The 22,817-nt window shown below is 74.4% G+C and carries 11 protein-coding genes and 1 tRNA gene; 9 read left to right on the top strand and 3 right to left on the bottom strand.

All coding sequences use genetic code 11. The annotated features are described in order from the left end of the window. Positions 1 to 30: 30 nt before the first annotated feature. The 3 genes from WME95_RS47570 to WME95_RS47580 form a co-directional block, all read right to left on the bottom strand. Positions 31 to 546, bottom strand: coding sequence for a hypothetical protein (locus WME95_RS47570; protein ID WP_437547566.1), 516 nt, complete (start codon positions 544 to 546; stop codon positions 31 to 33). 190 nt (positions 547 to 736) lie between these two features. Further along, complete coding sequence (locus tag WME95_RS47575) at positions 737 to 1,054, bottom strand: YtxH domain-containing protein (RefSeq protein WP_437547567.1); 318 nt, start codon at positions 1,052 to 1,054, stop codon at positions 737 to 739. Positions 1,055 to 1,254: 200 nt separating this feature from the next. Continuing rightward, positions 1,255 to 2,382: a hypothetical protein gene (locus tag WME95_RS47580; RefSeq protein WP_437905792.1), complete on the bottom strand. Its 1,128-nt coding sequence runs from the start codon at positions 2,380 to 2,382 to the stop codon at positions 1,255 to 1,257. Positions 2,383 to 2,923: 541 nt separating this feature from the next. On the opposite strand from WME95_RS47580, the gene WME95_RS47585 reads away from it, so the two are divergent. The 9 genes from WME95_RS47585 to WME95_RS47625 all read left to right on the top strand — a co-directional run bounded on the left by WME95_RS47585 (position 2,924) and on the right by WME95_RS47625 (position 22,814). Next, positions 2,924 to 5,047: a zinc-ribbon domain-containing protein gene (locus tag WME95_RS47585; protein ID WP_437905793.1), complete on the top strand. Its 2,124-nt coding sequence runs from the start codon at positions 2,924 to 2,926 to the stop codon at positions 5,045 to 5,047. Next, entirely contained in the window at positions 5,040 to 6,899 is a 1,860-nt protein-coding gene (locus WME95_RS47590; RefSeq protein ID WP_437905794.1) for a S49 family peptidase, read from the top strand. The genes WME95_RS47585 and WME95_RS47590 overlap by 8 nt, the downstream gene beginning before the upstream one ends. 161 nt (positions 6,900 to 7,060) lie before the next feature. Next, positions 7,061 to 15,013, top strand: a complete 7,953-nt coding sequence (locus WME95_RS47595; RefSeq protein WP_437905795.1) for a hypothetical protein — start codon at positions 7,061 to 7,063, stop codon at positions 15,011 to 15,013. 483 nt (positions 15,014 to 15,496) lie between these two features. Then, a complete protein-coding gene (locus WME95_RS47600) occupies positions 15,497 to 17,287 on the top strand; it encodes a carboxypeptidase-like regulatory domain-containing protein (RefSeq protein WP_437905797.1) in 1,791 nt (596 codons plus the stop codon). Positions 17,288 to 17,344: 57 nt separating this feature from the next. Next, a complete protein-coding gene (locus WME95_RS47605) occupies positions 17,345 to 18,577 on the top strand; it encodes an ATP-binding protein (RefSeq protein WP_437905798.1) in 1,233 nt (410 codons plus the stop codon). A 225-nt stretch (positions 18,578 to 18,802) separates the two neighbouring features. Further along, positions 18,803 to 18,884 (top strand) — tRNA-Leu (locus WME95_RS47610). Between the two features lie 746 nt (positions 18,885 to 19,630). Further along, positions 19,631 to 20,020 (top strand): hypothetical protein, encoded by a 390-nt coding sequence (locus WME95_RS47615; protein ID WP_437905799.1) that lies wholly within the window; start codon positions 19,631 to 19,633, stop codon positions 20,018 to 20,020. 164 nt (positions 20,021 to 20,184) lie between these two features. Then, positions 20,185 to 21,441, top strand: a complete 1,257-nt coding sequence (locus tag WME95_RS47620) for a TolC family protein (RefSeq protein ID WP_437547575.1) — start codon at positions 20,185 to 20,187, stop codon at positions 21,439 to 21,441. Then, the gene (locus tag WME95_RS47625) at positions 21,438 to 22,814 is read left to right on the top strand and encodes an efflux RND transporter periplasmic adaptor subunit (RefSeq protein ID WP_437905800.1); all 1,377 of its coding nucleotides are present in this window, start codon (positions 21,438 to 21,440) and stop codon (positions 22,812 to 22,814) included. Before WME95_RS47620 ends, WME95_RS47625 begins: the two co-directional genes overlap by 4 nt. Positions 22,815 to 22,817: the final 3 nt, after the last annotated feature.

A 22,817-nucleotide genomic window follows, 5' to 3' on the forward strand; every position in this document is an offset into this window, starting at 1 on the left:
CGCTGGGCCACGCCGGGCGCAGGCCGTCCTTCAGGCCCTGCGGCTGCAGGTCTTGCGGATGCGGCGACCGCCGCTCTCGCTCAGCACCTCTTCAACGCTGTGGGAAACGTCGGGCAAGCACCGCACGGAGAGCAACGCGCCGCCGCCGGCGCTGCCGTCGTCGAGCCGGCGCGCCTCGTACTCGGGCAGGCGCGCGCCGAGGACGGCGCCGAGCAGGGTGCCGGCCGCGCCAGCGGCGCCCGCTCCCGCGAGGCACGCGACGATGGGCCCCGCCAGGAACGCGTCGAGCCGCGGAATGATCAGCGCGCCTCCTGCCGTGATCGCCGCGAGCGTACCCCCGACGAGCCCTCCGATCACAGCGCCCAGGGCGGCCCCTTCGGACGCCTTGCTGTGGATCGTGAGCTCGATCTCGTCCAGACGGGAGTGCTGCCTGGGCACCATGCTGATGTCCTCGGCCGCGACGCCCAGGGCGAGGAGGCGGCCAAGTGCGCCCGCGGCTTCCGTGCGACCTGGGAAGAATGCAGTGAGCGTCCGGTAATACATCATTCGACGAGTGCCCCTGTGCCGCGGTTCGCGAGGTGTCTCGTTCAATCCATCTGCTCTCGGAAAAGCATCGCTTGTGCCGCTCCGGCTGCGCAGATGTCGCTCGGCTGCTGGAGCACATCCCGGGAAATGATGGAAGGCGCCGCTCCGCGCGTGGGCGGTGCGGCGCCTTCGCGCCCCCCCTGGAGCTCGCTCAGCGGGCGCCGAGCTCGTTGGAGTACGAGCCGGTGCTCTCCTGGAGCTTCTCCTGGATCTGGTCCTGGGTCCGCTGCGCAGCGCCCAGGGCGCGCTCCTTGGCCCTCTCCGCGCGCTCGCGCAGCCGGCTCGTGCTGTCGCGCAGCCGGCGGCGAGCCTCGTCACCTGACGTCGGCGCGACCAGGACGCCAACCCCGACGCCCATGGCGACGCCGAGGCCGAGCCCGACCGACAAGGGAACGATCCAATCGAGTGAGCTCCTTCTCTTGTAGGGGAACATGTCGGCCATGTAACTGACGAGATCGTCTGCCTTCATTGTGGCTCCGTCGGTTCGTATCGCGTGGGGGCGCGTAGCGCGTATCCCTCAGCGTGGATTCACGTGGATGGAACAGTGACCGGCGGGACGTGAGGCAGCGCGCATGCCAAGGGCATATTGCGCACGGAGGGGGCAGGGCAGGGGGCTGCCCTGCCCCGAGGAGCGATCGCGGGCGATCGCGGTGGAGGAGCGCCGCGGCGTTACCGGCAGAAGCCGTCGATGCAGATCTTGCCTTCGCTGCAGGGCGTCTCGGGATCGCAGTCACCGCCGAGGTTGTCGCTCGACCCGCAGACCTGGTGCTCGCCGGAGAACGTCGCCACGGTCCTGCACTCGCTCAGCGAGGGCGACTGGTTGTCGCAGGCGTTCGGGTTCGGCTGGTCGCACGAGATGTAGCAGCTGTGGTGCAGACAGATCGACCCCGGCGCGCAGACGTCCTGCGCTCCATCCTCGCCGCACACGAAGTTGCTCGACTGATTCGGGATGCAGCCGTTCTCGACCCAGACGTCGCCCTCGGGGCAGGCGGCGCCGTCGCTCCTCGGAACACAGGCGCCGTCGACGCAGACGGCGGAGGGGCCGCCGCAGTCGTCGGTGATGACGCAGGGCTGCGCAGGGCGGGAGCAGATACCGAGGGTCGCGTCGCAACGGTAGCTGCTGGGGCAGTCCGCGTCCTCGCCGCAGGCGGGCGTGCATTTGCCCTCGACGCACTTGTCGTTGACCGGACACTGCGTCTGATCGAAGCACTGGTCCTGAGGCGCGGTGCAGATGCCGCTGACGCAGAGGTAGTCCGCGCCGAGGCGGGCGCAGTCGGCGTCGGCGCCGCACGCGGCCGGGGTCGCCGGCACGCAGGTCGCGTCGGCCTCGTCGCCCTCGCAGACGTAGCCGTGGACGCACCCGAGCGGCTCGCCGCTCGGGAGGACCTGATCGCAGCTGCCGGGCTGACACGTGCCATCCGGCGCGCAGGTCTCGCCATCGGCGCAGTCGTCCGGGTTGCCGCAGTACACGACGTCGCCGGGGGCCCCGCCGCTGCCCCCTTCCCCGGAGGAGCCGCTTGGGACGCAGGCGGCGGTGTGGTCGTCGGCGATGACGCACTCGAAGCCCCGGCTACACCCCCAGGTCGTGCAGTCGCCGATGTGGCATCGGTTGTCCTCGCCACAGGTCTCGTTGATCCAGCAGTCGGCTGGCCCGCCACAGCCGCTCGGGATGCCGGGCGTGCAGTCCTCGACGACTGCATCACAGAAGGGGCTGTCGGCGTCGTCGTCGTAGATGGGGCAACCCGCGAGGAGGGGCGCCAGCACGCTCGCGAGACCCAGCAGAGTAAGTCGCTTCATTCACCGTCTCCCGAAAGCATTCGGCCGCCCGGCGTCGAGGAGCCGCGCCCTCGCGCGTGACGGTCGCGACCGGACGAGCGTAGCAAGCGACATGCCCCACACAAGCCCGGCAAGTCGCGGCGTATTTCGGCCGATCGCGCGCTCGCCGTGAAGCCGCGTTCACGTCGGCATGTGGCGCGCGCGTGGCGAGGCGCCGCCCCGATGTGCCGTGCCTCGCGCAGGTCACGCGGCGGCGGACGCGACATCGGGGGGCAGGGGGGACCGCAGGGGAGGGGGACCGCAGGGGAGGGGGGACCGCAGGGGAGGGGGGACCGCAGGGGAGGGGGGACCGCAGGGAAGGGGGGACCGCAGGGGACCGTGAACCCTGAACCGCGGAGGAAAGCGGAGGACGGCGCGGTGCGGCGCGACGCTTTGGGGCGCGCAGGGGAACCCGTGCTACCGTTCCGCCGAGTTCCGGGCGGCTGCCTCCGAACGAGGAACCCCGGCAGGCTCGCGCCTGGGGGGCCAGCCGTTCGCGAGGACACGGGGACCGGTCGAGCAGATGGATGTCACCTGCGAGCGTTGCAGCACCGAGTACGAGTTCGACGACGCGCTCGTGTCGGAGCGCGGCACGACGGTCAAGTGCACGAACTGCGGCTTCCAGTTCAAGGTCCGCCGCACCGACGGCGCGCTCCCCGAGAAGTGGGTGGTGCGCACGCTCGGCGGCCGGGAGCTCGAGTTCAAGATGCTCCGGGAGCTCCAGGCGGCGATCACCCAGGGCCAGATCACCCGCGACGACGTGATCTCGCGCGGCAACGCGAGGCCGCGGCGGCTCGGGTCGATCGCGGAGCTGGAGCCGTTTTTCAAGGGGCCGGGCAGCATCGTGATGGCCGGGACCGCGTTGGGCATCGGCGGGCCCTCGCCGTTCCCTGGCCGCTCGAGGTCGCTGACGCCTCCAGGGCTCGGCGGCCCGGCGCCGGCGCAGACCGAGCACTCGGTCGCGATCCCGCTCCCGCGGGCGGAGAGCGACGCGGACGTCGCCCCCGAGTCCATCCACGACGCAGAGACGATCGTTCGGGACGTGCGGGAGGTCCAGTCGGGCAGGGAGCGCCCGTCGCCGCGCCGCGGGGCGCAGACCGCGACCTACGATTCCGAGGCCAGCGCCCCCGCGCGGGCGATGACGAAGCCGGGCGCGCTGCCCGGGGTCGTGGTGCCGCCGGAAGAGGCGCCGCCGCTGCCGGACGGGCACCCCGCGCGCCGGCAGGAGCCGCGGACCCTCCGCGGCGCGGGGGTCGCCGAGGCGCGCCAGGGCAGCGCCAGGCCCGCGGACGCCGGGGGCGAGGGGCAGGGGCGCGCCGCAGGCGTCGTTCCGCTGCGGATGCCGAACAGCGTCCCACCGCCGCGCATCGAGCGCGCCGACAGCCCGGGAGGAGAAGACGCCCCCGTGGCGAGGCGCGGGGCGCCGCGCGCGGCGAGCGAGGACCACGCGTCGCGGCGGGCAGCGACGTCGGGGTCGCCGACCGCACCCGCGGAGCCCGAGGGGCGTCCCTCCTATGTCGACGAGGGGGACGGCGACGCGGGGATCACGTCGCTGCCCTCGAGGAGGACGGGGATCGCGCGGTGGGTCGTCGGCCTCATCGTCGTCGGCCTCATGGTGGTGAGCGCGGCGACCCTCGGGCCGAAGTACCTCAAGCCGGCCGTACAGGCCCGGCCTGCGGTGAGCGACGATCGCGTCTCGGCGCTGCTCGCCGAGGGCGAGAAGAGCCTGGCCGAAGGGGATCCGGAGACGGCGAGGGACAAGCTCGTCAAGGCGAGCGCGCTCGCCGAGGACGACCCGCGCGTCACGGCGGCGCTGGCCCGGGTCGAGACGGTGAACGCGGACGTGCGGTGGCTGCGGCTGCAGCTGCTCGCCGCAGGGGACGCGGATCTGGACACGGCGCGGCACGAGCTCGACATCGCGATCGAGCGCGCCCGCAAGGCGGTCGAGCACGCGCGGCGCGTCGCGCCGGCGAACGCCGAGGTGACCCGCGCGGCGATCGATCTGCTCCGCATGCAGGGCGACCTCGCCTCCGCGCGGAAGCTCGTCGGCGCGATCTCGGCCGAGAGCGCGCAGCCGGAGAGCGCGCTGACGCTGGCCGCGCTCGATCTCGCGGAGGCTCATCCGAGCTGGGCCGCCGTCGTCGAGCGGCTCCGGACGGCGGCGAGCATCGAGCAGAGCCCCGGGCGAGCGCGGGCGCTCCTCGTCTATGCGCTCGCGAGGTCCGGCGATCTCGCGGCCGCGCGCGCCGAGAACGAGCGCCTGCTGGCGACGAGCCGGCCGCACCCGCTCGCGCGCCCGCTCCGGGCCTTCATCGACCGGCTCGAGAAGGCGCAGGGCGAGCCAGGAAGCGTCGCCGAGCCGGCGTCGAGCGCGCGCGCGGGGAGCCCGCAGGCGGGCGCTCCTCCGCCGAGCCCGTCGACCTCGGCGAGCGCTCCTCCCGCGAGCCCGTCGGCCGCGCCGGGGCGCGTTCGCCGCGCGCCGGAGTCGGAGCCGGACGACGGCCGCGTGCCCGACGACTACGTCGCCCCGGGCGGCACCATCGATACGAGCGATCTGCCCGGCGTCCATCCGCCGCCGACCGCCGCGCCTGGGGCGACGGCGCCGCCGATCGACACCTCGGATCTGCCTGGAATGAAGCATGAGTAAGCGCCGAGCTCGCGGGGCGCGGTGGACGGGCGTCGGCGCCCTCGCCGTGGCGGCATCGATGGCTGGCTGCACCGGGAGAGAGCGGGCGGCGGCGCTGCCGGCGCCCGCCGCGGCGGGCCTCGACGAGCCGGCGGTCGTCGAGATCGATCTCTCGCGCGGGCTCCCCGAGAGCGCGTCCGCGTCGCTCTTCGGCCCGCCGAGCGGCAGGACTCACGCGCAGCTCGTGCAGTCGCTGCGAGCGCTGTCCGAGTCCGCGAGCGCGAAGGGGTTCCTCGTGCGGCTCGGGAGCGCGCGCCTCGCGTTCGCGCGGGCCCACGAGATCGGCCGGATCCTCGGCGATGTCCGCGCGGCGGGGCGACCGGTCGTGTGTCACGCGGACGAGTACAACAACGCGACCATGCTGCTGGCGTCCATCGCCTGCAGCAAGCTCTGGCTCAGCCCTGCCGGGCAGGTCGATACGGTGGGGATCGCGGCGCAGCTCGTGTTCGCGAAGGGGCTCCTCGACAAGCTCAACGTGGACGTCGACTTCCTCCAGGTGGGGAAGTTCAAGGGCGCGAGCGAGCCGTTCACGCGGGAAGGGGCGAGCCCCGAGGCGCGTCGATCGCTCGAGTCCGCGCTCGGCGGGGTCCGCGAGGCGTGGCTGTCGGCCATCGTGGACGGGCGCGGCAAGGAGGAGCTCCGGGAGGCCCTCGAGGACGGCCCGTTCGCCCCTGAGGAGGCGAAGGCGAGGGCGCTCGTGGACGAGATCGGCGATGTCGAGTCCGCGACCGAGGACGCGAAGAAGCTCGCTGGCACCGAGCGCTCCGTGCCGCGGTTCGGCGGCGCTCCGCGCGATGCGAGCTTCTCGCGGAGCCTCGTGGACGTGTTCCGCTCGGTCTCCGGGGCGAGCTCGCTGGGGACGCCGCACGTGGCGGTCGTCCCGGCGATCGGCGGCATCACCATGAGCGCCAAGGGGATGCCCATCGGCTCGTCGGACGGGATCGGCGAGCGCGAGCTCGGGCAAACGATCACCCGCCTCATCGAGGACAAGAGCGCGAAGGCGGTCGTGCTCCGGATCGACTCGCCCGGCGGCTCGGCGCTGGCCTCGGATCTGCTCTGGCAGAAGCTGATGCGGCTGCGGCAGCAGAAGCCGCTGGTCGTCTCGATCGGCGGGATGGCCGCGAGCGGCGGCTACTACCTCGCCTGCGCTGGCACCAAGATCGTCGCCGAGCGGACGAGCATCATCGGCTCGATCGGCGTCGTGGGCGGCAAGTTCGCCGTCGGGAAGGCGCTTGCAGACGTCGGGATCAACGCGGAGACGGTCGCGGCCAACCCGGATCCTCAGCGGGCAGCGCGCGCCGCGTACATGTCGGCGCTCACACCCTGGGACGACCCCACACGCGCCCGTGTGCTCGCCTCCATGGAGGCGGTTTACGATCTGTTCCTGAAGCGCATCACGGCGGGACGGAACCTCCCGTTGGAGACGATCGCGCCGTCGGCGGAGGGACGGATCTTCGGCGGGGTCGAGGCCGCAGGGCGCTCGCTCGTCGATGAGCTCGGCGGCCTGGAGCGGGCGATCGCGATCGCGCGCGAGCTGGCGGAGCTGCCGGCGGACGCGCCGGTCGAGATCGAGCAGGACGACGGCGGGCTGCTGGAGCTCCTGGCGACCGGCGACGAAGCCAACGAGGGCAGCGCTCGGGCTCCCGACCGCGCAGCGCTCAAGGAGCGCGCGCGGGAGGCGATGGCTTCCGTCCTCCTGCCGGAGTGGCTCGGCGTCGCGCCGGAGGTCGGGACCTTCGCCGCCTCCATGGCGCCTCTCCTGGCCGGAGAGAGGGCGCTCACGGTGTTACCGTTCGCGGTGACGCTCCGGTAAAGCGCGAGATTGCACCGGAAGATTGGCCTTGTACCTCGGTCGTTCTGGTAGGCTGAGCGGGTTCAGCATACCCGAAGCGGGTCGCCGAAATGAGCTCTTCACCTCCGGATCGGGCAGCATCAGCGTCGGGCGCGAGGAGGTCGCTGCATTCGCCGGAGCTGATGGATCCTGCAGGGCCCGCCTCTGCGGGGCAGCTGGTCCTCGCAGGGGCCCGGGCGATCGCGCCGGTGTCGCGCCACCGCGGCCCGCGGGCTGAAGAGGCCTACTGGCGCGCGCGGGTGGACGAGCGCCGCGCCGCCGGCGACGCGCAAGGGGAGCGCGAGGCGGCGCTCGCCCTCGCGAGGATCCTCGCCGCGCGCGGCGTCGAGCTGGACCAGGCGACGACGTTGGCGCGCCGGGCGCTCTCGCTGGGCGACGATCCGGCGATGAGGAGCGAGCTCGCCGGCTGGCTGGCCGGGCTGGGCGAGCCAGCCCTGGCCGCCGCGGCGCTGCGCGGCCTCCGCGACGACGCGCAGCCGCCCGGCGCGACGGCGCGGATGCTGGTGAAGATCGCCGTGCTCCTCGCGCGCGCCAGCGACGTCGCGGGCGCGGTCGACGCGCTCGAAGAGGCGAGCGAGCTCGCCCCGGACGACGCGATGGCGAGCGAGCTGCTCGGCACGATCGCGGCCTGGGCGTCGGACGAGGTGTTCCCCGCGGCCGCGGCGAAGGCATACCTGGAGGCGGCCAAGCGGCGCGAAGCCGCGCGGGAGCGGGAGGCGGCGTTCGAGGATCGCCTGCGCGCCTTCGAGATCGCGCCTCACGACGACATGGCCGCCAAGGCCATGGCGGCCGCGCTGTTCCTGCGCAGCCGGCAGGGCGCGGCCGACGAGGTGCTCCGGACGCACGCCGACGCGCTCGCGGCGCGGGCGCCTCGCGGCGAGGGCGAGGCCCCTGGCCCCTCCGCCCTGCGGCGCGCGATGGAGGTGCACGGCCACCGGCTCCAGGGCGCGACGAACGAGGGCGACTGGGCGCGCGCCGTCGGGTGCGTGCTCGACGCGGGCCTCGACGGGGCGATCGACGGCGACGCCGCCCGCGCGATCGACGAGGTGCTCGAGCAGGCGGGGCTCTACGAGCTCGTCGCCGCGCGGATCGAGCTCAGGGCGGAGCAGCGGGTCGGGGCGCCGAGGGCGGAGGCGTACGTGGCGCTCGCGCGGCTCCACGCTGGCCCGCTCGCGAGCCCCGACCGCGCCGTGGAGGCCTGGATCGAGGCCGCGGCGAGCGACTCCGGCAGCGCCGCCGCGCGCTCAGCGCTGCGCGACCACGCGGCCACGCTGCACGACATGGCGCCCCTCGTCGAGGCGCTCATCCGCATCGGCGAGGGCTCGGACGCGAGGGCGACGGAGGACGCGGCGGGGCGGATCGACGCGCTCTCGGAGCTCGCGCGCCTCGCGGAAGAGAAGATCGGCGACCCCGGCCTCGCGCGCTGGGCGCTCGAGGCGCTGAGAGACGTCGGCGGCGACCCGACGCACGCCGAGGCAGGGCTCCAGCGGATCGCCGATCGGCTCAAGGGGCAGGACGAGGCGCTCGCCGCGGCGCAGCGCGCGCTCCGCGGCGCGGACACCGCCGAGGGGCGGATCGACGCGCTCCGCCGGCTCGTCGTGATCTACCGCGGCCGCCCGAAGGAGCGCGCGGCCTACGAGGAGGCGCTCGTGGGGCTCTCGCGGGCGCTGCCGGCCGACCGCGGCTGCCTGCTGGCGCTCGATCGGCTGAGCCGGCGGACCGGGGGAGGCGCCGCGCTCGACGCCCTGCTCCGCGCGCGGCTGGCCGAGGCGACGCGGGCGCCCTCGGAGGCCGAGGGCGCGCGCTCCGCGAGGTCCGAGGCGATCCGCGCGGCCTCGCTGACGCGGGTCGAGCTGGTGCGCGCAAGGCTCCTCCTGTCGGCGATCGCCCGGCGGCAAGGCCAGGACGCCCGCGCCCTCGACGAGGTGTTGCCGCTGCTCGGCGAGGCCCCGGGGCACCGCGGCGCGGCGAGCGCCGCGCTCGTGCTGGCCACGCGGACCGGGCGCCTGCGGGAGCGCGCTGACGCGCTCGTGCAGCTCGCCGCGCCGGTCTGGCCGGCGCTGCGCGCGGTGCTGCTCTCGATCGCCGCGGCGCTCTACCACCGGACGCAGCGGGCGCGCGAGGCGGCGCTCTCGCGCGAGGTCGCGCTGCTCGCCTGCGAGGCCGATCCGTCGTCCGCGCGCGCCGTGGCCACGCTCGCCTCCATCCTCACGGCAGATCTCGCCGCCGCCGCGGAGGCCGGCGAGGCGCCTCCGTTCGAGGTCGACCGGGCTGTGGCGGCCGCGATCGAGCGCTCCATCACCACGGTGTTCCCGCGCGGCGCGCTCTGCGACGGCCTCGCGAGGGCGCTGGAGGCGCTGGGTGAGCTGCCGCTCGCGCTCGCGTGGACCCAGCGCTGGCTCGCGCTGCGGCCAGGGTGCCCCCAGGCGACCGCGGAGCTCATCCGCCGCGCCGCGGCCGCCGGCGACGCGGCCCGGCTCTCGGACGCGCTCGCGTGGATCCTGGCGCAGCCCAAGCCGCTCGGCGAGATGGCGGCGGCGCTGGCGAGCGCGCTGCACGCCCTCTACGACCTCGATCCCGAGCGCGGCACGGCGCTCGCGAGGCGCTCGCTCGACGTCTTCGGCCCGCAGAACCCGCTCTTGCGCGAGCGGCTGCTGGAGCTCGCGCGCCGGGCGGGCGACCCTCACCTCGCGGTGACCGTGCTCGAGCGGTGGCTGGCCGTCGAGATCACGGCGGCGCACGCCCCCGAGCTGATGTTCATGCTCACCGATTGCCGGCTCGACGGCGGCGATCCGGACGGGGCGGCGCAGGAGCTCGCGCGCGCTGCCGCGGTGCAGGCCGATCCTCACGAGATCCTCGCGCGGGTCCAGCGCCTCGAGTCGTCGCTGCTCGACGCGAAGGGGCTCAGCTCCGACGGCGCCATCGCGCTGGCCGAGGCGAAGGCCCGGGCGTTCACCGCGCAGGGCGCCGGCGCGGCGGCGGAGGCCGCGGCCGCGTGGCGTGAGCTCGGCAGCCTGCGCTGGGATCTGGCGGAGGATCACCGGGGCGCCGAGGAGGCGTTCTTCCGCGCGAGCGAGCTCGCGCCGAGCGGCGGCACCGAGCGTTACGCGCGGGACATGTGCGAGTTCGCGGGCGTCGAGGCGGCGATCGAGGCGATCGTCGCGCGCGCCGCGGAGGCGCGGAGCGAGACGGGGGTGCAGCCCGCCGCGGACGAGAACAGGTGGTCGGGCGACGTCGGGCCCGAGCGGCGCAGGCGCGCCACCCTGCTGATCGAGGCCGCCAACCTGGCGCACGAGCACGGCCTGCCCGAGCGCGCGCTCTCCGCGGCGGCGAGCGCGATCGAGCTCGATCCCCTCCGCGCGGACGCCGTGGCGCTGGTCGAGAAATCGGCGGACGCCGATGGCGGCATCGTCGTCCTCGACAAGACCTACCGGCTGCTCGCCGACGCGGCCCTGGGCTGCTACGGCCGCCGCGCCGCCCATTACCGCGCGGCGCGGCAGCTGGAGCGGCGCGGCGCGTTCGAGCTCGCGCTCGCGCACGCCGTGGCCAGCTTCGAGGCGGTCCCGACCGAGGGCACCTCGTACGTGCTGCTCGCTCGGCTCGCCGAGCACGTCGGCGAGCCGTCGGACGCCGTGCGCGCGCTCGAGCGGGTCGCGACGACGGCCGATCCGGCGTCGCGCAACGCGTGGTTGAAGCGCGCCGCGGCCCTCACCGGCCGCACGGAGGAGGGCCTCCGGCTGCGCCTCGACATCCTGCTCCGCGCGATGGTCGTGCGCCCGGACGCGGCGCTCGTCGAGGACGTCGGCGCCGCCATCCGCGATCTCATCGCGTGCACGGGGCAGCCGGAGGTCGAGGCCATCCGCTTCGACCGCGCGGTCAAGGCGAGCATCGCGAAGCTCGACGGCCCCGACGGGGCCCGCGCGGGGCTCGCGATGGCGCGCATCGCCGTCGCCGTCCTCGACGCGCCCGCGCTCGCGCTCGCCGCGATCGAGCGCGCGATGCTCGCCGACGGCGACGTCGACGAGTTCCAGACGCTCCTCGACATCGTCGGCGAGCTCGCGCGGCAGACCGAGCCGGCGTCGCACCTCGTCGCGGCGGTGTACGCCGCGGCGATGAGGCCGCACTCGAGCGTCGGTCCCGGCCTGCTCAGGTGGGCGAGCAAGCTCGCTGGCGCCCTGAACGTGCCGCCGGTCGCCGCGGCGCTGCTCGTGGAGGCCGCCCGGCGCGCGCCGGAGGACGACGCGCTCGCGTACGAGGCGGAGGGGGCCGTCGAGGTCAGCGGGGACGAGGCGCTGAAGCGCTCGCTGGACGACGCCTTGCCGGTCGCGCGGCGCCTCGAGGCGCTGCTGCACCTCGCCGACAAACACGAGCGCGAGGGCCAGCGCGCCGAGGCCACCGTCGCCCTGGAGCGGGCGCTCGCCGGCGGGCAGCTCGTGGGCGACACGCGCAACGAGGTCGTCACCCGGCTGCGCCGGCTGTACGCGGCCGAGCGTCGCAGCGCCGATCTCGAGACGCTCGTCCAGTCCGAGCTCGCGCGCATCGACCTGCCGGATGCCGTCCGCCTCGCGTTGACGCGCGAGCACGCCGGCATCCTCGCCGCCGGCGGCGATCTCCATGGCGCGGTGGAGCTCCTCCTGGAGGCGGCCCAGAGGACGCCGTTCGACACGGCGCACATCGACGAGCTCATCCGGCTCGCGCGGAGCACCGACGATCGCCAGCGGCTCTTCGACGTGCTCACGCGCCTCCAGGGCATCCTGAGCGGCGACGAGGAGCGGCTGGTCGTGCTCCGCGAGCTCGCGCCGCTGGCCCAGGAGCTCGGCGATCGCGGCGCCGCGGTGGCGCTCTACGAGGCGATCGCCCGGCTGGATCTCACCGACATGCACGCCGTCGAGGTCGTCGAGCAGGACGCGAGCGACCGCGGCGATCACGCCGCGGTCGCCGCCCTCCTCGCGCGCCGCATCGAGGCGGCCCCGCTGCCGGACACGCGGCGCGCGCTGCGGCTCCGGCGCGCCGCCCTGCTCGAGCAGCGCCTCGGCCTCCTCGACGAGGCGTGCGCCGAGCTGGAGGCCCTTCTCGCGGCGTCGCCGGACGACGTGAGCGCGCTGAGGTTCCTCGCGGACATCCACGAGCGGCTCGGGACGCCGCTCCGCGCCGCCCCGCTCTGGTGCAGGCTGGGCGATCTCGCGACGACCACCGACGAGCGGGCCGAGTACAGCCTCCGCGCGTGCAGCAGCTACCTCGGCGGCGGGGACGTCGAGTCCGCGAAGGACACGCTGGAGAGCGTCGCTCGCATCGCGCCGCGCGAGGCCGTGATCGAGCTCCGCGTCGAGATCGCCCGCCGGGAGGGGGACGGCCACGCGCTCGCCGCGGCGCTCGATCAGCTCGCCAGCGCGTCGCGCGACGCCCCCGAGCGGCGCGCGCAGCTGCTGGTCGAGGCGGCGCGCGCCACGTCGATGCTGGGGGACGACGCGACGGCGCTCGAGCGCGCTCGCCGCGCCGTGAAGCTCGCGCCGGACTCGCCCGACGCCGTCCTCGAGGCGCGCCGCATCGAGTATCGCCTGCGCGGGACCGGGACGCCGCGCGACGCGCAGGCCGCGGTGGAGGAGCTCGGCCGCATCGCGCCGCGCCTGCGCCCGGCGCACGTCGATCTGCACGCGTTCCTGCTCGCCGAGACGCTCGACGTCATCCAGGGCCACGGCGCCGGCATGCGCGAGCTGACCCGGCGCCACGCCGAGGTCGGCCCGAGCACGCTGGTCGCGCTCGGCATGGCGGAGCGCCTGGCCCTGAAGCGGAACTTCTCCGCCGCCCTCCCGCTGTTCGATCGCGCGCTCGGCGGCGATCTCCAGGGGATGCGCGCGCGCGGTCGGGTCGCGCTCGCCGCCGCCGAGACCGCTCAGAACGCCGGCGATCTCGAGGCGGCCGCGCGCCTGCTCGAGGAGGCCGCGGCGGAGCCGGAGACGCGCACGCTGGCGCTGCGCCGCCAGCTGGAGCTCACGGCTGCGCGAGGTGAGCCCGAGGCCGCCCGGAAGGCGCTCGAAGAGCTCGCCGCGCAGAGCTCGGGGATCGATCGCGCGCGCGCGCTGATGCAGCTCGCGCGCCTGCACGTGTCGAGCGACCCGGATCGCGCAACGAAGATCCTCTCGCAGGCCACGGCGCTCGCGGGCTCGGATCGCTCGCTGGGGCTGAAGATCGCCGAGCTGAACGCCGAGCTGGCCAGCGAGCGGGCGACCCTGCCTCCCGAGGAAGTGTCCCAGGCTGCGACGCTCCGGGCGGCCGCGGCGGAGCCGGTCCAGGCGGCGCCAGAGGCGCCGCCCAGCGCTGCGTCGACGGCGAGCGGCGCCGGACCCGCGAGCAGCCGCGCGCCGTCGAGCGGGGTCGGACCCGCGAGCAGCCGTACGCCGTCGAGCGGGGTCGGGCCCGCGAGCAGCCGCGCGCCGTCGAGCGGGGTCGGACCCGCGAGCAGCCGCGCGCCGTCGAGCGGGGTCGGACCCGCGAGCAGCCGTACGCCGTCGAGCGGGGTCGGGCCCGCGAGCAGCCGCGCGCCGTCGAGCGGCGGCGCGCCGGCCTCGAGCAACCCGCACATCGATCTCGTCGAGCTCAATGACCCGCTCGACGAGGGGTTGATCACCGACGACCCGTCGCAATCCACCTCTCCCGCGGTGTCGGACGACGATCTGCTCGACGGGGCGGCGAGCACCGCCGCCTCGCCGGCGCCGTCACCGAGCGCCGTGTCAGGTGCCGCGGAGAGCACCGCCGCGCGCGGCGGCGCCGCGTCGAGCCGCTCCGGCGCCGGCGCGCCGCAGCCCGGGCCCCCGGTCTCCGCCCCGGCGTCGATCCAGCCGCCCTCCTCCGCGACGCGGCTCGTGGCCGCGTGGTCGCCGTCCGCGGCCGAGAGCTTCGAGGAGGCAGCGCTCTTCCGCGAGCTCGCCGCGGGCTCGTACGACGCTGGCGAGCGGCTCATCAAGAGCTTCGCTCCGCGCGACGATCGCTCCCGGGAGGCGCTGGCGGTCCGGCGGATGCAGGCCCACCTGCGCCTCGGCGATCGGGGCACCCTGGAGCGCCTCCAGGCGGCCGCGATCGCCGACAAGAACATGACCTACGCCCGCGCCATCGAGCACGTGCTGCGCGCCTTCGACGGTGACGAGCCGTCCGACCGGCCCGGCGAGGGCGTCGTCACGCCGGCGCCCCTCGCCGCGCAGCGCGACGCGCCGGAGCTCGTGAGCGCGCTGCTCTTCCGCGATCTGGAGTCGCCGGTCAACGAGGCGCTCGCGATCGTCTGGGAGACGGGCCTCTACCGCCGCGACGCAGGCCAGTCCGGGCTCGTCCCCTCCGAGCGGATCCAGCCGACATCGCCTACCCTCCTCGGGGAGATCTACGGCGTCATGGCCGCTCACCTCGGCCTCCTGCGCACCGCGCTCTTCCACCAGCGCGCGCCCTTGCCTGCTCCGTCGCCGCCGGAGGGGCAGATCATCCGGGTCAACCCGCCGGCCGTGCTGCTGCGGGGCGAGGTCCGCGAGGACACCCCCGAGCTGCGTTACCTGCTCGGCGCTCAGCTCGCTGGCGCCATGCCCGAGCATGTCCTGGTGAACACCAGCTCGGAGGACGAGCTCCGCACGCTGCTCTCCGCCATCGTCGCCGCGTTCGGGCCCCTGGAGGCCACCGCGCACAGCGCCCGCGGCAACCCGGCCGTGGTGCGGCTCGAGCAGAACCTCTGGCAGCTCATCCCCCCGCGCGCAGAGCGTCGCCTCCGCGAGATCTGCGACAGCGCCGACAAGATCACCTACGAGGGGGCCGTCAAGACGACCCGCACCGCGATGCGCCGCGCTGGCCTCTTCGCCGCGGGCAACGTCGCCACGGCCGTGCGCGCGACCCTCAAGGAGCGCGGCCTGGAGCTGGCGGTCCCGCTCTCCGACCCCGAAGGGCTCGCCGCGGCCTGCGCGGCGGTCCCCGAGATCGCCGATCTCGTACGCCTCGCGACGCGGATGGAGTACGCCGAAGCGCGATGGCAGCCCGGTACGGTGCCTTCACTCCGGCGGGTCGACACGGGAAGCTCGCGCTTCCGTGCAGGCACGTAGGCGTCGCGGCACCCGCTGCGCGGACGTCGGTGGCGTCATGTTCCTCGCAGACCTCGCGCCCCCGCAGCGCCGACCGGAGCCCGGTCGTGTCCCCTCTCACCCGAGCTTTCCCGTGTGCATGTCCGTGCTTCGTCTGATTGCGATGAGTGCGGGGTGGCCGCATCGGCGCATCCGTCTCGACGCGACAGCGCTGTCACAGCGCCGCCGCGGGTTGCGCGGCGCCCTGTCGAGCGGATGCACGCCACACGCTGCCCGGAACGCTGTCTGTCGATTGGCACGAACATCGCCTTCTCGTTCGGGTGTGATTTTCCCCTGCGCCTGCTCGGGTGCGGACCCGTTCGGGCTCCGCGCGTCGCTCTCATCAGCTCGGCGGCCATCGTTCGCCGGCGTCTCCGCGGAGCCGCGGCGCTCTCCCGCCGCACCGCCACGGGGGCGGTCTCTGCTCCGCGCTGCGCGCGCTGCGTCCCTGGCGAGGAGGGCGCGGTGAGCGCGCGATACGCCGTGTGCGCCGCGCTGCTCGCCAGCCTGGCGACCTCGGTGGCCTGCGGCATTCCCCTCGAAATGGCGGATTCCGCCCCCATGAACGCCTGCGACGGGTCGGTCGAGTGCGGCCCGGGGGCGACCTGCGCCGATGTCAGCGGGCAACGCGCGTGCGTCTCGACGAGCGCGAGCCTCGAGGGGCTCATCCTCGAGATCCGGCCGCGCGCCTCGCCCGAGCTGGGCGCGGAGGTCTCCCATCTCCTCGCCATCGATGCAGCGAGCGGCTTCCCTCCTCAGGACCCTGGCGGGCAGGTGCATTCCGTCGATCTCACGATCCCCATGCCCGCGAGCGTGAACGCCACGGTGCGCCTCAGCGGCTCCTATTGCGAGAACCGCACCGGCGGGCTGCCTCCCCTGGCCGGCCGGCAGTTCCCCGTGAAGGTCGAGTTCCGGCGCATCGCGCCGATCCTGGGCCTGCCCACCCAGAGCTACTCGACGCTCTCGGAGCCGGAGGGCACCGACGGCCAGGACGGCCAGAGATTCCAGCTCTCTATCCCCGCAGGCGACTACCACATCTCGTTGATCCCGCAGGCGCGCGCCGACTGCCTCGACGACATCCCCCCGCCGATCTTCCTGCCGGACCAGGTGGTCCCCGAGCAGTGGACGCTCGGCATCAACGCCGAGGCGCCCGCCGTGCTCCAGGGCAGCTTGCAGGTGCCCGAGGGCGTGCGCGTCGACGGGTGGAAGCTCGATCTCGTCGACCCGGTGACCGGCAGCGTCCTCTCCCAGGTAGGCCTCCTCGAACAGGCCGAGCCCGACCCGCAGGCGACCGCGACGCAGGTCGGGTTCAGCGTGAAGTTCTACTGGCCCGGTAAGGACAAGAGCAGGAGCCCGCTCATCCGGCTGCGTCCGAAGGACGGAGTGCCGAGGCCCACGGTCTACTGGGAGCTCGCTGCGCTCGCGCTCCAGGGCTCCACGGGGAACCTGGACCTGTCGCTCCTCCAGCTCGACGCGGCGGCGCGCCGCGTGGAAGGTCAGACGCTCGACGTGAACGGCAACCCGGTGCTCTCCGCCGTCCGTATCCAGAGCGCCATCATCGACAGGGCGCCCACCGCCGCCTACAAGCTGGACACCGAGACGGACGCGAACGGCCTCTTCCGTGCCGATCTCCCGCCAGGCGAGTACGTCCTCTTCGCGCAGCCGCTCAACGACACCACCAAGGCGGCCGTCAAGCAGGCGCTCAAGTTCGCCGCCGGCGACGACTGCTACTGCGGCCAGTCGGTCGTCATCCCCGACGCCGGGACGCTGCGCGGCCGCGTCCAGGGGCCCATGGGCGAGTTGATGGACGGCGCCAGCGTGTTCGCGGTCCCTGCCCGCGGCCAGATCACGCCCTACATCGGCCAGGTGCTGACGCCCGGGCCGCTGCTGCCCCGGCAGGCGTCCGGGGTCCTCCGTGACGGCGCGTTCTCGATCGGCATCGACCCAGGGGAGTTCGACTTCTCGGTCCGCCCGGCACCCGGCTCCACCTACCCGTGGCTCGTCAGGCCGCGCCTAACGGTCTCTGCGATGGACGCCGCGGTCACCGACCTCGAGCTCGCCATCTCGTTCCCGGCCGTGCTCCAGGGCGTCGCCCGCGACGCCTCGGGCGCCCGGCTCGGCGACGCCACGGTCGTGGCCTGGCTGCCGGTCCAGGGCGCGACAGCGCAGGAGACGAGGGGCATCCAGATCGGCGAGACCCGGTCGGCGGCCGATGGCTCCTATGTACTGCCGCTCCCCCCATCGATGTCCCGGTGAAGTCGGAGCGAAAAAGGGCGGTACCAGCCCAGCGCGGAGCGAGATAGGCTAACGCCCGTGGCGCAGCCGACGCGCGGTGGGACATCGGAGCCTTCAACCGAGGATGGCCTGACCCTCGCGCCTCCTCCGCGCGGCGACCTGGGCCAGCGCGCCGACGAGGAGCGCGCGACCGGGACCTCGCTTCCGTCTGCGCAGGAGCTCGCGATCGCGCTGCACGAGGTCTCCAACGCGCTCACGGTCATCGTGGGTTGCATCGAGCGCGCGCAGGGCGAGCAAGGCCCCGAGCTCGGCCGCGCGCTCGGCGTCGCCGCGTCCCGCGCGCGCGACGCTCGCCGCCTGATCCGGCGGGCCATCGGCGCCGAGGGGCGTCCGGCCGGCGACGGCGAGGTCGCGTCGAGGCCGCTGGGGGAGCCGGCGCGCCTGATCGCCGACGTCATCGACGACGCCGTGATGGGGCTCGAGCCCGAGGCGCGCCGCTCGGCGATCGCGCTCCGCGCGGTGATCGAGCCCACGGTCGCGCGCACCGGCGTGAGCAACGGCGCTGCGGTCGTGCAGATCTTGACGAACCTCCTGCTCAACGCCGTGGCGCTGTCGCCCCGCGGCTCGTCCGTCCGTGTCGATGCCAGGCTGGAGGGCGCCGCGGTCGTCATCGGCGTCGCGGACCAGGGGCCCGGCGTTCCGCCGTCGCGCCGAGCGACGCTGCTGAGCTCCGGCGTCTCGACGCGGCCTGGCGGAGCGGGCATCGGTCTCCGCCACTCCGCAGCGCTGGCGAGCGCTGCCGGCGGCGCGCTCGCGCTCGTGCCTTCGGAGGAGGGCGCTCGCTTCGAGCTGCGCTGGCCCGTCGAGGACACGCCGCCCGCCGACGCCCCGCCCGGCGAAGCAGGAGCCAAGGAAAAGCCGCCTGTGCCCCGGACCACGACGTCGCCGCCGCAGCACGGGACGATCCTCGACGGCGTCAGGATCCTGGTGGTCGAGGACGACGACGCGGTGGTGGATCTGCTCGACACGGCGCTCACCGCGCGCGGCGCGAGCATCGTCAGCGTGCAGAGCGCGGTCGAGCTCCCGGGGGCCCTCGCCTCCGGGCCGTTCCAGGCTGCGCTGCTCGACATCTCGCCGATCCAGCAGGACGTCCTCGGCACCGTCTCCGCCGTGCGCAGGGCCAACCCGGACGTGCGGCTCGTTGTCATGTCCGGCAGCGCCGGCGCCGATCCTCTCCCCGCGAACTCCGGCGTCTCCTGGGTGCGCAAGCCGTTCGAGATCCGCGAGATCGTCGAGGCGCTCGTCCGCTGAAGAGCCCGCGGGCGAGGTGCGCGCGGCGCTCCGTGCGTGCGGGCGTGCTCCTCTGGCGCGCGCACCGCATCGTGCGCGCGTCGCCGTGGCAGCCGGCGATCGGCCGAGGCCGCGAGGCCGCCACGCCCGGCTGACCAGCGCGGGCGCTGCGCCGTGTGACGACGTTGTGAGGATTAGCTTGACTTCCCCGGCCAGCTGGGTAGGTTCCGTCCCGCAACCGCACTCGCGAAGGTGGCGGAATTGGCAGACGCACTAGCTTGAGGTGCTAGCGGGTAACACCGTGGGGGTTCAAGTCCCCCCCTTCGCACTCCCTGTCTCTCTCTCGACGCCTCGTTCTCCACTCCTTGTGCACACCCGCCTGAGCGCATTCCCTCGGCTCGTGTGCGGTGCCGGTGACGCTGCCCTTGTGTCTTGACGGGGCCGCCCGGTTTCGGAGCACGCGTCTGGGTCTCGACGGCTTGCCCTGGCACCGCTGAGCGCTCGTCTGCGCCCAGCTGGACGCAGGGCGATGCATGCGGGCAGCACATACCGCGTGGAGAGTGGCGCTCCGGGGAGGGGCGTGCGACAGACCGCCTGTTCGGGGCGGATGTCACACGAGCTCGCGCCGGGGAGGAACAGGAGAGCGCGCCTGGGAGCCCTCAGGGCTCCTCCGAGCGGTTGGCCGACGTGTCGTTTCGGCGGTTGCCCCCGAGGCTCCTCGCTGGCCGTCAGGTCCAGGTGATCCTCGCAGACTCGCGCGGTACGCACGATGGTTCATGTGCCCATCGCACTGGCGTCCACGCCAATCGATCCATCGGGGTGTGCGCGCGAGGTGTCCGCGGCAGGGGGGCTTTGAAGGCGGACCCATGCTGTTCGTGGAGGGTCCACTCAGCATGTTCCAGCGTGGAGTCCAGGGTGCCGCGATGACCGTGTCGTGCGCATTCCTGCTCAATCCTCCGTTCGGGCGCGCGTCGACGGCGTGCACAGGCTTGCATCGGTCGCCGAGCGGCCTGGTCGGGCTCGACCGAACGCCTTCCTTGACGCCCGTCTGGTCCTCCCCCACGCTCGCATCGGATGTTCCGCGTCCGGCGACCCCATCGTGACCGCAGCGCGATCCTTCGCTGGATCCGCGCCGCGCTCCCGGTGCTGCTCGTCGTCGGTCTCCTGGCGCAGGGCCACACCCTCCAGGCGCTCGGCATGACGATCGCTTGCGAGCACCCGATGCTCGAGGCGTCGTCGGCCCATCACGAGGAGGACGCGGCGCCGGACAGCTCCCACGAGGACTGTCCGCCCAGCTGCAGCGACTGCGCTTGTGGCCGTATCCCCATGACGCTGTCCGTCGGCGCCGCGCTGCCCTACATCCTCCTGGAGGCGTACGAGATCGCCGCGTCGACGCTGCCGGAAATGCCAGGGCGCAGCCTCCCTCACCGCCTCGAACGGCCACCCCGACGCCCGCGCGCCTGAGGCGCCCTCGTCAGGTGTCGCACCCGCGAGCACGGCAGCAGCGCACAGGCGTTTGAGCGCCCCTGCGCCGCGTCGCCGTGAGCTCGGCCCTCTCACGCGACCCTGACCGGGCACAACCGCGGTTCTTCGCGCGAGCGCTCCAAGCGCTCGAGGGCTGTCCGTCCATGTTCCGTCCCCCCGTGCGCCGTCTGTTCGTCGCTTCCTCGCTCGCCCTGCACCTCCTGTCGATCGCGCCACCGGCGGCCCTCGCCGCGGAGCCGCCCCTCACCCGCGCCCGCGTCGCCGACCTCGCCCGCGCAGCCCCGAGCGCGCGCGTGGCCACGGCGGAGGCCGGCGTCGCCCGCGCCGCGACCTCGGCCGCAGGCGCGCTCTCCCTGGAGAACCCCGTGCTGACCGGCATGGGCGGCGTTCGGCTCAACCCCGACGGGAGCAAGCCGGTGGCCGCTTCGGCGTCCCTCGCGTGGCCGATCGAGCTCGGCGGCCAGCGAGGCGAGCGCATCGCAGCCGCGAAGGCCGAGCAGCGCGCCGCCGAGATCAACGCCGAGGACGGCCGGCGCCGCGTCCTGCTCGCCGCCCTGCTCCAGCACGCCCTCGTGCTCCGGGGCGAGCGGCAGGTGCAGCTCGCCCGCGCCCGCGTCGCGCTCGCAGAGCGGCTCCACGCCGCCGCGGAGCGCCAGCGCAAGGCAGGCGAGGTGCCGGAGGTCGATGTCGCCCTGGCGTCGCTCCAGAGAGGGCGCGACCAGGCTGCCGCGAAGGCGGCGGAAGGCACACGCGACGCCGACGAGGCGGCGCTCCTCGGCCTGCTCGGCCTCCCCTTGCGAGCAGCGCAGCAGCTGCCCCCGGTGGAGGGGCCCCTCGTGCCGCCCGACGATCCGCCGCCGCTCGCGTCGATCCTCGGCGACCTGGGGCGGCGCCCCGATGTCGGGGCCGCCGAGGCTTCGGTCGACGCCGCGCGGGCCAGGGCGGAGCGCGAGCGGGCGGCCGGGTGGCCCACCGTCAATGTCGTCGCCCAGGTCGAGCGCGACGACGGCGCGAACATCGGCATGCTCGGCCTCGCGATCCCGCTGCCGATCCTCAACGCCAACCGCGCCGGCGCCGCGACCGCCGCCGCGGAGATCGACGTCGCCCAGGCCCGCGCCGAGGCCGCGCGGACCGGCGCCGCGGGCCACATCGCCCAGCTCTACGCGCGTTACAAGGCGACGAAAGAGGCCCTCCAGGCGCTGACACCGACGGCCACCCTGATGGAACAGGCGGCCGCGATCTCGGCGCGAGGGTACGAGCTCGGCGAGAAGGATCTCGCGAGCGTCCTCCTGGTGCGGCGTGAGGTCATCGACGCCGAGGCGGCGCTGCTGGAGGCGGAGCACGCGCACGCGGCGGCCAAGATCGAGCTCCTGGTCGCCGCGGGGAGGGCGCCCCGATGAGCGCTCCCCCGCGGAAGATAGAGCTTTCCCCGAAGGTGATCGCCGCGATCGCCGCCGCCGTCCTGGCGCTCGTCGTCGCGGCCGTCGCCATCACGGTGCGCGTCGAGCATCGACGCCACGGGCACGACCGCGAGGCCGGCCACGAGGAGCACGACGGGCATCAGCACGGCGAGAAGGAGGGAGCGCACGGCGATGGCCACGACGGCGATCACGACCACGACCACGACAACGACCGCGCGGAGAAGCACGCGCCGGACGAGCCCGGGGAAGCGCACGCCCACGGCGACAGGCTCAAGCTGTCGCCCGCGATGATCCAGAACGCCGGGCTGGAGATGCTCACCGCCGGACCGGGCAACGTCGCGGTGACGGTCACCCTCCCCGGCGAGGTCGCGCTCAACGCGGAGGCCATCGCGCACGTCACGCCCCGCGTGCCGGGGACGGCGCGGGAGGTGAAGAAGCAGCTGGGCGACACGGTCACGCGAGGAGAGGTGCTCGCGGTGCTCGACAGCCGCGAGCTCGCCGAGCTCCAGCGCGAGCTCCTGGCGGCCAAGGAGCGCCTCTCCCTCGCCGAGGCGAGCTTCACGCGCCACGAGGCGCTCTGGAAGGAGCGCATCTCGGCCGAGAAGGAGTACCTCGCGGCCAGGCAGGCGGTCGCCGAGGCGCGGATCGAGCACCGCAGCGCTGCCCAGAAGCTCAGCGCCGCCGCAGGCTCGGGCGCGGGCAAGGGCACCGGTTACGCGCTGGTCGCCCCCATCGACGGCACCATCATCGAGAAGCACATCGCCATCGGCGAGGTGCTCAAGGAAGACACCCAGGTCTTCGTGATCGCCGACCTGTCGACCATCTGGGTCAACGTCACCGTCTACGCCAAGGACCTCAGCCGCGCGCGGATCGGCCAGACGGCCTGGGTCAAGGCCGAGGGGATCGAGCAGAGCGCGCAGGGCACGCTGGCGTACCTGGGGCAGGTCGTCGACGAGCAGAGCCGCTCCGCCGTGGCCCGCGTCGTCCTCCAGAGCCCGGGCGCCGCGTGGCGCCCCGGGCTCTTCGCGACCGCCGACATCGCCGTCGAGGAGGCGGCCGCGCCCGTTGTCGTCTCCGACGAGGCCATCCAGCGGGTCGAGGGCAAGGACGTCGTCTTCGTCGAGGAGGGCGACGGCTTCGAGGCCCGCCCCGTGAAGATCGGGCGCCGTGGCACGAGCGGGGTGGCGCTCGCGGCAGAGGGCGCGGGCGGGGGGCCCGCCGCCGAACCGCGGCGCGGCGCGCCGGTCGTCGAGATCGAGGCCGGCGTCGCCGCAGGCGAGCGCTACGTCGGCAAGAACAGCTTCATCCTCAAGGCGGAGCTCGGCAAATCCGAGGCCGGACACCAGCACTGAGGA

The organism is Sorangium sp. So ce327 (genome assembly GCF_051530205.1).
GTDB classification, from domain to species: Bacteria; Myxococcota_A; Polyangia; order Polyangiales; family Polyangiaceae; genus Sorangium; species Sorangium cellulosum_B.

Bases quoted from the DNA above. Each gene is read 5' to 3' on its own strand.
- WME95_RS47575 (WP_437547567.1), bottom strand. From the start codon at position 1,054: ATGAAGGCAGACGATCTCGTCAGTTACATGGCCGACATGTTCCCCTAC.
- WME95_RS47595 (WP_437905795.1), top strand. From the start codon at position 7,061: ATGGATCCTGCAGGGCCCGCCTCTGCGGGGCAGCTGGTCCTCGCAGGG.
- WME95_RS47580 (WP_437905792.1), bottom strand. From the start codon at position 2,382: ATGAAGCGACTTACTCTGCTGGGTCTCGCGAGCGTGCTGGCGCCCCTC.
- WME95_RS47625 (WP_437905800.1), top strand. From the start codon at position 21,438: ATGAGCGCTCCCCCGCGGAAGATAGAGCTTTCCCCGAAGGTGATCGCC.
- WME95_RS47570 (WP_437547566.1), bottom strand. From the start codon at position 546: ATGATGTATTACCGGACGCTCACTGCATTCTTCCCAGGTCGCACGGAA.
- WME95_RS47590 (WP_437905794.1), top strand. From the start codon at position 5,040: ATGAGTAAGCGCCGAGCTCGCGGGGCGCGGTGGACGGGCGTCGGCGCC.
- WME95_RS47620 (WP_437547575.1), top strand. From the start codon at position 20,185: ATGTTCCGTCCCCCCGTGCGCCGTCTGTTCGTCGCTTCCTCGCTCGCC.
- WME95_RS47585 (WP_437905793.1), top strand. From the start codon at position 2,924: ATGGATGTCACCTGCGAGCGTTGCAGCACCGAGTACGAGTTCGACGAC.
- WME95_RS47615 (WP_437905799.1), top strand. From the start codon at position 19,631: ATGTTCCGCGTCCGGCGACCCCATCGTGACCGCAGCGCGATCCTTCGC.